Origin of the sequence: Bradyrhizobium sp. SZCCT0231 (genome assembly GCF_018130245.1) — a bacterium.
Lineage (GTDB): Bacteria > Pseudomonadota > Alphaproteobacteria > Rhizobiales > Xanthobacteraceae > Bradyrhizobium > Bradyrhizobium japonicum_F.
In genome coordinates this window covers 275,888-285,932 of sequence record NZ_JAFCKP010000008.1, presented here as the reverse complement: position 1 = coordinate 285,932, position 10,045 = coordinate 275,888, and the positions used below count along the sequence as shown (strand labels likewise).

Genomic DNA, 10,045 nt, shown 5'->3' with positions numbered 1-10,045 from the left:
CTCACGGAGAGCAATCCGCCCTGCCCTTGGCTTGTCGCGCCCGACGCTGCTGCGTCCACCGCAAGCCCAGCTCGCGAACATGACGACCACACGATCGCCCCTCAAGAATGAGCCGGGATGGGCGATTCATACGGCAAATCCGAATTTCGGTAAAGCGGAATATTTTCGCGCAGGTGGCTTGACAGCGGGCGACACAGGGCGAGACCTGTAGCCCGGATGGAGCGCCAGCGTAATCCGGGACGGTGCGAGATGCCGGGCGAGCAGCCCCGGATTACGCTGGCGCTCCATCCGGGCTACGAGACTACGAAGAGAGCCGCTCAGGCCGACATCGCGATTCTACGGCCGAACGTATCGACCAGGCGGACGATCTCGCAGGCGGCGACGAGGCCGGCGAGCCAGGCGGCGCTGGTCAGCCCGATGCGCGTGACGACGGCGGCGGTGAAGGCGCCCTCGCCGCCGAGGAACGGCGTTGCAGCCAGCAGCGCGATCTCATAGGCCGCGTAGGCGGCGATGAGCGTGACCGCGAGCATCAGTGGCGTGCGGCCCTGCGGCAGCGTGCGAAGCACGGCGGACGCTGCCGCGGTGGACAGCAACGCGGCCGCGCCGATCACAAAGCCCCAGGCGATGGTGCTGCCGTCGATGGGATAATGCAGCACGCCGAAGCCAATGGTCTGGTTCACGAACCAGGCCCCGGTGACGACGAGCAGCGCAGGCCGCAGCGGCAGCATCGCGGCCGCGACGACGGCGAAGGCCGCGAACGGCGTCGCACAGGCGAACGCAAGACTTGCGAGCGCGCATGACACCGTCAACAGCACAAAGCAGAACATCGGTGCAAGGCGCGGCGCCACCGGATGAAGCCGGAAACCGTCGGCACGAGACGGCAGGATGCTGAGAGCCATAGGTGATCTCCTTCTTTTCGAATTCTAGTTCATTTGGGGACGAGTGACAGCCCTGTTGACGTCAAAGCCTGGATCAGAATTTGGCGCCGGCCTTGAGCAGATAGGTGCGACCGGGCAGCGGATAGGCGCTGAAGCGTCCGTCGGTGAAGGTGCTTGCGATGGCGTAGTCGTAGTAGAGCGCGTTCAGCAGATTGTTGACGCTGAACGACCAGAAGTACCGCTCATATTGACCGCTGAGCTTGACGTCGATCGTGCCATTCGCAGGGATAGGCCTCTGGGTTCCGGCCTGGTCGTTGTCCATGCGACGCTCGCTCCAGAAGCGCGCGGTGGCATCAAGCACCAGATAGTTCTGCCAGATGTTCCAGGTGAGGCCCGCACTCGCGGTGTAGCGCGACACCAGCGGCACGTCGTTGCCTGCCCAGATGCCTTCGCGGACGACAGCCCGCGTATAGGCCACGCCGGAACGCACCAGCAGTGCATCGTTGATGCGATAGGAGACACTGGTCTCCGAGCCGTAACGGCGGGTCGGATCGAGATTGGTGTTGTAGAACAGGATCGGATTGAAATGGATCTCGTTGGCGAGGTCCATCAGATAGAGACTGCTCTGCATCTGCAGTCCGCCTCCTCTGATGCGCAGCCCGCCCTCGATGTCCTGCGAGGTCTGGGTCTTGAGCTGGAACGTCTGCGGAAGCGGATTGAACAACGGGTCGAATGATGGGCCTGACGACACCCGCTCGTCGACGTCAGGCGTGCGGAAGGCGCGCGCAGCCCGGCCGAACAGCGCGACGGTGTCACTGAGGCGATGCTCGGCACCGAGGTGCAGCGCATATTGGGTCTCATCGCTCCTCAGCGGCAGCGCGCCGATGTCGGCATTGAATGGAGCCGTCGGATCAAAATTGTCACGTGCCGACAGATTGATGTTCTGCAACCGTGCGCCGTAGGAGATGTCGGTCGTCGGCGCGAGGCCCAGCGTGTGCTGGACATAGCCCGCCACCGTCCGCTGCCCGAGGCCGTAATTGTGCCAGGGAGCGAGGCCCTGGCCGGCGCCGCGGTTCTGCCGAAAATTCGCATCGTAATAGTCGACGCCGGTCAAGAGCTGCGAGGGCATCCCGAGCAGAAGGCTCTTCACGCTGAGGCGCGGCGTGATCGACCATGTCGTCAGATCGGCGTCGACATAGGTCGACGTGAAGAAAGCCGGGACCGGCGTCGGGCTCGAGAAGAACGCGCTCTGCTGCCTCTTGTCGCGCAGGCCGCCGTCGACGATGAGATCGACGCCGTTGACCAGGGTCTTGGTGAAGCCCGCCGTCGCGCTGAAGCCCTGCTGGTTGGCGTAGTTGAAAGGCGTGCTGGTCCCTCGCCGGTTGGTCGCGAGCTCGTCGAGGCCGATCGACGGATCGATCGTGCGGCCGCCGGGCAGTCGCAGCTCCTGATCGTCACCGGTGACGGTCAGGAAAGCAGTCAGGCCCGGCGTCGTGTAGTTCAGATTGCCGACGCCGTTCTCCTGGGCGTAGCGATTGTTGTCGCGATAGCCATCGGTCCTGACGGCATTGCCGTAGAACGAGGTCGACCATGGACCGGAATTGAGCGAGGTCGAGACGTTGCCCAGCCTGGTGTCGAACGAGCCGAAACCGGCCTCGATGCGCGCTGTTGCGGGCGGGCCGCCGACACCGTTCCTGGTGACGATGTTGATCACGCCGCCGACCGCGTTGTCTCCATAGAGCACTGCACCGGAATTGCCGCTTGTGACCTCGATACGTTCGATCGAATTAAGCGGAATGGTGGACAGATCCACCTGCGCCATATCGATGTCGTTCAGCCGTCGTCCGTTGACCAGCACCAAGGTGTTGGCAGTGGCGAACGCGCCGAAGCCGCGCAGGTCGACATTGGTCTTGGCACCGATCTGGCCGCCATAGAACGTCGTGATCTGGGCGCCCGGGACTTGGCCCGCGATGATCTCGGCCAGCGTCTGCGAGGGCGCATGCGCGATGTCCGCGGCCGTGATGACGGTCGTGGCCGCGCCGACGATGCCGCCATTGTCGGCGACCACCTCGCGGCCGGAGCCTGACGAGCCGGTCCCGCTCAACGTCCCGTTCGGCGTCGCCCGGCGCCTTCCCGCATCGCCATCGCCGGTCGCCCTGGCACGCGTACGGTTCTGATCGTCGGGCCTGGTCACTTCGACCGGCGGCAGTTGCTCGGCGACAGCCTGCTGTGCGTGGGTAACGGAAAGATCGAGCGAATGGAATGAGACGGCCGCAACGATACCGGCGCAGCAGCGCCTGGCGGCAATGACAAAACGGGACACAATTCTAACCTCGGCATGACGTCAGTGGCACGTCACAGCGAACGAGGCTTTACGGCGGAGCGATCGATTGCTCCGGTGAAGCTAATGTCTGTACTCCCCGACCGACATCTTCGCGTGTGACCACGGCTGACGGCAGGTCTCCTGGCTCGCGGGTCGTTACCTCTGCGTCGCCTTCCCAGGACCGAGATTCCCAGTGGCACAGGACGAGAGATTCGCCGCTTACAGTTGCGGGGGCAGCCATGGCATTGAGAAGATCCCCGCGTTGGGAAATCTCGCACCACGTTCCCTTTTGATCTCCGAAAGGAGAACCGTCGGCAGCCAATCTACGAGGCGCCGGAGCCAGGAGTCAATCGACCGGCGACCGTTGTCACCGCCGCGAGCTGGCACCGACGTACCGGCCAATGCCGGTCCATGTGAGCGGCCGCCGGCCGCTCAGGTCCGCCCTCGCAAACGTTGGGCCTGGGCCCAGGCGACAGCGACATCGTGCGGCGGGACATCGACGCGCCTGACAGGTGTCAATTCGCCGGAGGCGGAGACGATCGCGGTCTCTTCACGGCGGCAGCGCGTGCAGACGAAGCGGACCTCGTGTGGGGACGCCGACCAGTTCGACCGCTTCACATTCGCGGCCATCGGCCAGGCATCGCAATGCGAGCACGACACCAGAAATCGACCGGGATCGAGCACACCCATTCCATCGGACTCCGCGTCCTGCCCGCCTCATTCAATGATTAATCCATGTGAATCGTTCCGGTGCCCAAGCACCGCCAGCCTTTGACCTCGGGGCCGCTATCGGTTCCCCGCAAGGCAAGGTGGTTCCGCTCAGCGAGCCCCCTTGAGGGTGCAGGAGGTCGTGCAGGTGACCGTTGTGCCGCGGTCGCACGCTTTGCAGGCGTTGACGCACTGGTTCATGTCGCGTGGATTGTAGCTGTAGTTTCGCATCGGACAGGTCGAATTCGTCGTGCCGGTGATGTCCTGCTCCTGATCGCAGGCCGCCGTCATGAGCGCGACTATGATCACTGCAACGAGGCGCATGGGATTGCCCTGTCAGGCATGACAAGTGACACTCGCGAGGCGCGCTGCATTGCAACGAACCCCGGCCTTCCCACAACGAGCAATCGCCGATCGGCGACGCCCGCATGCTTCAAGGATGCGCGCCAAACGTTAAGAACGGATTGCAGGCCGGCTCAGGCCGCAGCCCTGGTCGCGATCGCGTGCCGCATATCTGCCGCCAGCTGGCGGTACTGCTCCGCGAGCCTCAGATAGAACTCGCGCTTGGTGCTGTCGGTGGTGAGCTTGGCAATCAGCTCGCATTCGGCGGTGAGCGTCTCGAACCGTTCGAGCCTGTCCTCAAGATGTGTCATCGGCGTGTCCCCATCAGACGCCTCAGGGACGACAAACCTAGGCCCGGGAAATAGGTCACGGCGAACATCGTTATGGAGTAGCATCGTTTTTTCCGGTCCGGCATTCCGGACCGCAGCCACGGCTATTTCTGCTCCAGCCGCCAGGCGCCATCCCAATCGGCATCCGGCGGAGTGGGCGCGAACTGGGTGATGCGCTCGAGCATCGCGCGCGAGGGGCCGTCGCCAGGCGCCGCCTCGAGTGCCGCGTTGAAGGCGGCACGGGCCTCGTCGAAGCGCCGGGCGCGATAGGCGGCGAGACCTTCGGCATAGTGCGTGCGCAGGCTCGCTTGCGCATCGGTGAGTGCGCCCGGTCTCGCCATCACCTCGAAGATCGCCTGCGGGGCGCTTTGACCCGCGACCGCCAGACGATCGATCTCGCGCAATTCGAGGTGCGATCCAATTGCATCCGCAGTCGCCTGCGAGATCAGGATGCGGGTGCCGTAGACCTTGTTGACGGCCTCGAGCCGCGAGGCGAGATTCACGGCGTCGCCCATCACGGTAAAGCTCATCATCAGCTCGGAACCGATGCTGCCGGTCAGGACCTCGCCGGTGGCAATGCCGATGCGCAGATCGCACGGCGCCGGCATGGAGCGGATGCCGAGCAGATCCGGCAGCTGCTTCTGCAGCGCGGGCACCTGGTCAACCATCTCGACGGCGGCAAGTCCGGCGAGCATCGCCTGCTCGTCCTCCTCGATGAAGGGCGGGCCCCAATAGGCCATGATGGCGTCGCCGATATATTTGTCGATGACGCCGCGATTGCTCCTGATGGGCGCGGACATCACGGTGAAATAGTGGTTCATCACTTTGACGAGGCCCCGCGGGGTCATGCCCTCGCTCATCGAGGTGAAGCCGCTCATGTCGCAGAACATGATGGTCATCACCCGGCGCTCACCGTCGATGGCGACCTCTGGCCGGTCGATCAGGCCCTGCACCACCTTCGGGTCGATGTAGCGGCCGAAGGTCTCGCGGATACGTTCGTTGTGGCGCAACTGCTCGATCATGCGGTTGAAGGCCGCGGCAAGCTCGCCGATCTCGTCGTGCGTGGAGACGGTGATGGGCTTGTCGAACCGGCCCGCCTCGACCTCGCGGGCGCCGGCCAGCAGCAGCCGTACCGGGCGCGTGATGCCGCTACTCACCAGCAGTGCAAAGACAAACCCGACGATCGCCGCCAGCAAAGTCACGATGCCCGAGATGATGATCGCCTGATGCTGGCGGCTGATGACCTGCGACGTCGAGAAGAAGACCTGGGTCAGCATGTCACCGCGGATCGCATCGACCTTCCGGTTGAACTGGTCGCGCAGCACGTCGATGTGTTCCAGCGTGCCGCGGGCCTCGGCCATTTGCCTGGCGTCGACCTGCTTGAGGAGCTTGGCATGGTCCTCGGTCAGATCGCGGCGCAGCTCGGTGACGGCAGTCTCGATGCGGATATCGATCCGTCCCAGCGCGGCATTGTCGGAATACGTCCTGGGGTCGTCGATGATCGCGTTGATCAGCTTGCGCGCGGCCTCCGCCTCCTCCTCGATCTTGCGGTCCGAGGCCTCGAAGTCGCGAAGGCGCGCCGCATAGGCCTCCTCGTCCGACGGCGCCTCCATCTTGGTCATGACCATGCGCCGCAACGCCAGCCCGCGCTCCAGCGAGCGAATGTTGGCACGCGCCAGATGGCTATAGGCCGGGATGTAACGGTTGGTGAGCTCGTCGAGCAGGACGCCGACCTGGCTCGACATCACCATCGACAGGATCGAGGTGACCAGCATCAGGACGATCAATCCGAGAGCGATGCCGACGATCTTGCGCCGGATCGACTGATTGAAAATCGGCATAGGTGCAGGGCAAAGGCTGAAAGGACGAAGCGAGGGAACTCATACACCGGATTTGGTCGTTGGAACACGCGCAATCTCGCCGCCCTGACGTCCTGAACCGTGCACTCCCGTCGCGCGAGCCCTGATCGTTAACAAAGGTTAAAGCCACTGCCTCTTCCGCCATTTCGGAAGTTCCCGAGTTCCCATCCGTATTTTGCCGCATTGTTGCGACAGCCTGAGGATGCGACACGATGCTGATGCATCGTTCGATGCTTTGATTCGCAAGCCGCATGTCGTCGCGGACCTTGGTTTGTAGTGGTTTCGCAGGGGGGACCATCGAATGAACCAGTGCCTACGCTCGCTCGCGTGTGTCGTTGCCGTGGCCGCGATGGCCTTGCTTCCCGCCGAGCTGGCGGCGAAGACTAGTCACAAATCGTCCGCGCCGAAGAAGACGCATGAGGCGAAAGCCGGCAAGCACCGCCACGCCTCCGCCGGCAAAGCGCGACACGGCAAGCACGCCGACGCCAGGCGCAAGTCGAAGAAGACGGTCGACGAGCCCGCGGCCAAGCCGGCACTGCCGCCGCTGACCGGCGACCTCGCCGCGCTGAAGGACGCCATCGATCTCGCGCGCAAGGGCAAGACGGATGACGCGAGCGCGGCGCGCGACCGCATCGCTGACCCCGCCGGACAGAAGCTCGCCGACTGGTTCATGCTGCGCCACTCCGAGAGCACCGCGAATTTCAAGCGCTACGCCGGCTTCCTCGCCGCCAATCCCGACTGGCCGAGCAGCACGCTCCTGCGCCGGCGCGCGGAGGCGCGGCTGTGGCAGGAGAAGGCCGACGCCGGCACCGTGCACAAATTCACCATGGACCGGCCGACCAGCGCCAAGGGCAAGTTCGCGCTCGCCCGCGTGCTGCTCACTGAAGGCGAGGCCGACAGGGCTGCGCGGCTCGTGCGCGAAGCCTGGCGCACCGACGAATTGTCGGAGCGCAGTGAGGAGGACGCTTACGAGGCGTTCCGTGATTTCCTCACGGCGGACGATCATCGGGCCCGCATGGACAAGCGCCTCGGCGCCAAGGACTATGCCGGCGCAAGGCGCGCCGCCAAACGGCTCGGCGAGGATGCGCTCGCGATCGTCAAAGCCTGTGCCGCGGTCACCGGCAAGGCGAACAAGGCCAAGGACTATCTCGATGACGTCGCCGCTGACGCCCGCCGCGATCTCGGCTACGTGCTGTGCCGCGCGCAATGGCATCTCCAGAAGGACCGCATCGACGACGCTGCCGAGGTGATCCTCGCTGCCGCACCCGACACCATGGCCGCCCAGGACACCGATGCCTGGTGGCGCGAGCGCCGCCTGCTCGCGCGCAAGCTGCTCGACCAGGGCAAGTCCAGGACCGCCTATGATGTGGTGCGCACGGCCGCGGTGCCGGAAAAGGAAGTCTATCGCGTCGACTACCACTTCATGTGCGGCTGGATCGCGCTGCGCTTTCTCGACGATCCCAAGACGGCGATGATGCACTTCGCCGCGATCGACGAAGGCTCGGCCAATCCAATCGCGCTGTCGCGGGCCCATTACTGGCGCGGCCGCGCCGCCGAGGCCATGGGCGCAATGGCCGATGCGCGCATGAGCTATCGGGCGGCGGCGCGCTATCAGACCGCCTATTACGGCCAGCTCGCCCGCGCCAAGCTCGGGCTCGACCGCATCGAGCTGCGTGCGCCCTCGCCGGTTCTGGCCTCTGCCGATACACAGCTTGCGGACGAACGCGTCCGCGCCGCCGACATGCTGTACGGGATCGGCGAGCGCGACATGGTGTTCTATTACGCCGAGGATTTTGCAAAGGAGAGCACCGACGTCGCGGCGCTCGAAGCGCTCGGCGAGCTTGCCGGCCGGCGCAACGATGCGCGCGTGATGCTGGAGGTCGGCAAGTCCGCGCTGGCGCGCGGGCTCGCGCTGGACCATTACGCGTTCCCGACCATCGGCATTCCCGAGCACAAGCAGGTCGCGCCCGCGATCGAGACCAGCGTGATCTATTCGGTGGCGCGCACCGAGAGCTCGTTCGACCAGCGCGACAAGTCGCCGGCCAATGCGGTCGGGCTGATGCAGGTGACGCCGGAAGCGGGCCGAGATACCGCCAAACGCTTCGGCCTCACCTATGACTGGGACAGGATGGTGTCCGATCCCGTCTACAACACCCAGATGGGCGCGGCCGAGCTCAGTGCGCTTCTGTCGGAATATCGCGGCAACCAGATCATGACCTTCGCCGGCTACAATGCCGGCCGCGGACGCGTGCGCGAATGGGTGCAGGCGCGCGGCGATCCCAGGGATCCCAATGTCGATCCGGTCGACTGGGTCGAGCGCATTCCGCTGTCGGAGACCCGCAACTACGTCCAGCGCGTGATCGAGAACGTGCTGGTCTACCGCGCAAGGTTCGAGGGCAGCGGCATGGTCGCCGGCAAGAGCGACCAGCGCGTGGTCACGCATGAGGCCGGTGCAGCGGCACCCGTGGCGGCCGCAGCACCCGCTCCCTAGTCGACGCCGCCGGGGCTGGACACGGCGCCTGCAAGGTTGCGTCGCTGCGGCCTCCGCGCGAGTGCAGTCGCGCAGCTAGGTGTCACCTCCCTCCATCGTGATCAGATCGCGGCCGTCCAAATATGCGCCGGTCAAAGCTCTCGCGAAGGTCCAGGCGTTGATCGTGCAGCTCCAGCACCAGACGGCACCCAGGACCGTCAACATCTCGATCATGCTGCCAGCGGCAAGCTCGACGTTCCTGCCTGCCGGCTCTGTCCGCAGAGGCACCGGCCATTGCATCAACAACGAGACGAACTCGCCGCGCCGGTAGCAATCGTAGTCACAGTAACGGCGCTGTGTCCGCGCGTGCCGGACATAGCCGGAGCCGAGCGACCGCGAGCATGTGCTGCACGTGGCCGTGTGCAACGGAGGCTCGTGATTGACCAGCACGAACTTCATGAAACCGCTCTCACGCCATCTTTCGCGAGCGCCTCGCAGAACAGCGCGTAGCATTGATGGTCGCAGTAAGGCAGACGGGTCGCGATCTCGCGGAGATAGCTGCCGCTGATCGGCTCGCAGCACTGCGTGCACCAGGTCGGCCGGAACGGGGTCCGGCCGTTGACCAGCACGAACGCGAATCTCATGTGGCACCTCCCAAAGCGAAGCAGTAGACGCTGTCGAGCGGAGACAGTGCGGGCGGTGGAGCGCAAAGATGGTTTCGGCCGTCCGGATTATCCCGGTTTCGCTCCACCTTTTGCGGTGGGATCCGAATGTATCTCCCGTCCTCCCGGCGCCGCGCATAGATTTGGCCGTCGATGTATTTGATATCGGTCGGATAGCAGTCGGCGCTGTTGCAACAACTGAGGCTCGGATTGTCCGGCATGTGCCAGGTCGAATAGAATTTTTCGTGCAGCGCCTGGTCCTGGGGTGGGTGCTGGCGGTGAACGGCGCCGTGTCCCGTCTCCTGGGCCTGGACCGTCGCAATGGAGCCGAGGAGAACCATCGAGCACAAGAGCTTGCATGAGCGGTTCAACGCACGGGCTCCCGGATCAGACCTTCGGAACGGTGTCAGCTCTCCAGCCCGGCCTCACGCGACCTGAGCCCGGAACAACCACCGGCGGTCACGTTCGCGGCGT

The 10,045-nt window shown here is 64.8% G+C and carries 10 protein-coding genes and 1 riboswitch; of the genes, 2 read left to right on the top strand and 8 right to left on the bottom strand.

Annotated features, from left to right (window positions below):
* A partial coding sequence (locus tag JQ566_RS20890; protein WP_212375075.1) for a hypothetical protein occupies positions 1 to 211 on the top strand: 211 nt, incomplete at its 5' end.
* Positions 212 to 317: 106 nt separating this feature from the next.
* On the opposite strand, the gene JQ566_RS20885 is transcribed toward JQ566_RS20890, so the two are convergent.
* The 6 genes from JQ566_RS20885 to JQ566_RS20860 form a co-directional block, all read right to left on the bottom strand.
* Positions 318 to 899 (bottom strand): hypothetical protein, encoded by a 582-nt coding sequence (locus JQ566_RS20885; protein ID WP_212375040.1) that lies wholly within the window; start codon positions 897 to 899, stop codon positions 318 to 320.
* A 73-nt stretch (positions 900 to 972) separates the two neighbouring features.
* Positions 973 to 3,201: a TonB-dependent receptor gene (locus JQ566_RS20880; RefSeq protein WP_212375038.1), complete on the bottom strand. Its 2,229-nt coding sequence runs from the start codon at positions 3,199 to 3,201 to the stop codon at positions 973 to 975.
* A 114-nt stretch (positions 3,202 to 3,315) separates the two neighbouring features.
* A riboswitch (cobalamin riboswitch) is annotated at positions 3,316 to 3,529 on the bottom strand.
* Between the two features lie 104 nt (positions 3,530 to 3,633).
* Positions 3,634 to 3,891: a hypothetical protein gene (locus JQ566_RS20875; protein WP_212375036.1), complete on the bottom strand. Its 258-nt coding sequence runs from the start codon at positions 3,889 to 3,891 to the stop codon at positions 3,634 to 3,636.
* 129 nt (positions 3,892 to 4,020) lie between these two features.
* A complete protein-coding gene (locus tag JQ566_RS20870; protein ID WP_212375034.1) occupies positions 4,021 to 4,233 on the bottom strand; it encodes a hypothetical protein in 213 nt (70 codons plus the stop codon).
* Positions 4,234 to 4,385: 152 nt separating this feature from the next.
* Positions 4,386 to 4,562: a hypothetical protein gene (locus JQ566_RS20865; RefSeq protein WP_212375031.1), complete on the bottom strand. Its 177-nt coding sequence runs from the start codon at positions 4,560 to 4,562 to the stop codon at positions 4,386 to 4,388.
* Positions 4,563 to 4,684: 122 nt separating this feature from the next.
* A complete protein-coding gene (locus JQ566_RS20860) occupies positions 4,685 to 6,421 on the bottom strand; it encodes an adenylate/guanylate cyclase domain-containing protein (RefSeq protein WP_212375030.1) in 1,737 nt (578 codons plus the stop codon).
* 319 nt (positions 6,422 to 6,740) lie between these two features.
* On the opposite strand from JQ566_RS20860, the gene JQ566_RS20855 reads away from it, so the two are divergent.
* Positions 6,741 to 8,930 (top strand): lytic transglycosylase domain-containing protein, encoded by a 2,190-nt coding sequence (locus JQ566_RS20855; RefSeq protein WP_212375028.1) that lies wholly within the window; start codon positions 6,741 to 6,743, stop codon positions 8,928 to 8,930.
* Between the two features lie 75 nt (positions 8,931 to 9,005).
* Here JQ566_RS20855 and JQ566_RS20850 read toward each other — a convergent pair whose 3' ends face one another.
* Together JQ566_RS20850 and JQ566_RS20845 are read right to left on the bottom strand one after the other, a co-directional pair.
* Complete coding sequence (locus JQ566_RS20850; protein ID WP_212375026.1) at positions 9,006 to 9,368, bottom strand: hypothetical protein; 363 nt, start codon at positions 9,366 to 9,368, stop codon at positions 9,006 to 9,008.
* On the bottom strand, positions 9,365 to 9,553 hold the full coding sequence (locus JQ566_RS20845; RefSeq protein ID WP_212375073.1) for a hypothetical protein: 189 nt from the start codon (positions 9,551 to 9,553) through the stop codon (positions 9,365 to 9,367). The genes JQ566_RS20850 and JQ566_RS20845 overlap by 4 nt, the downstream gene beginning before the upstream one ends.
* Between the last annotated feature and the right edge of the window lie 492 nt (positions 9,554 to 10,045).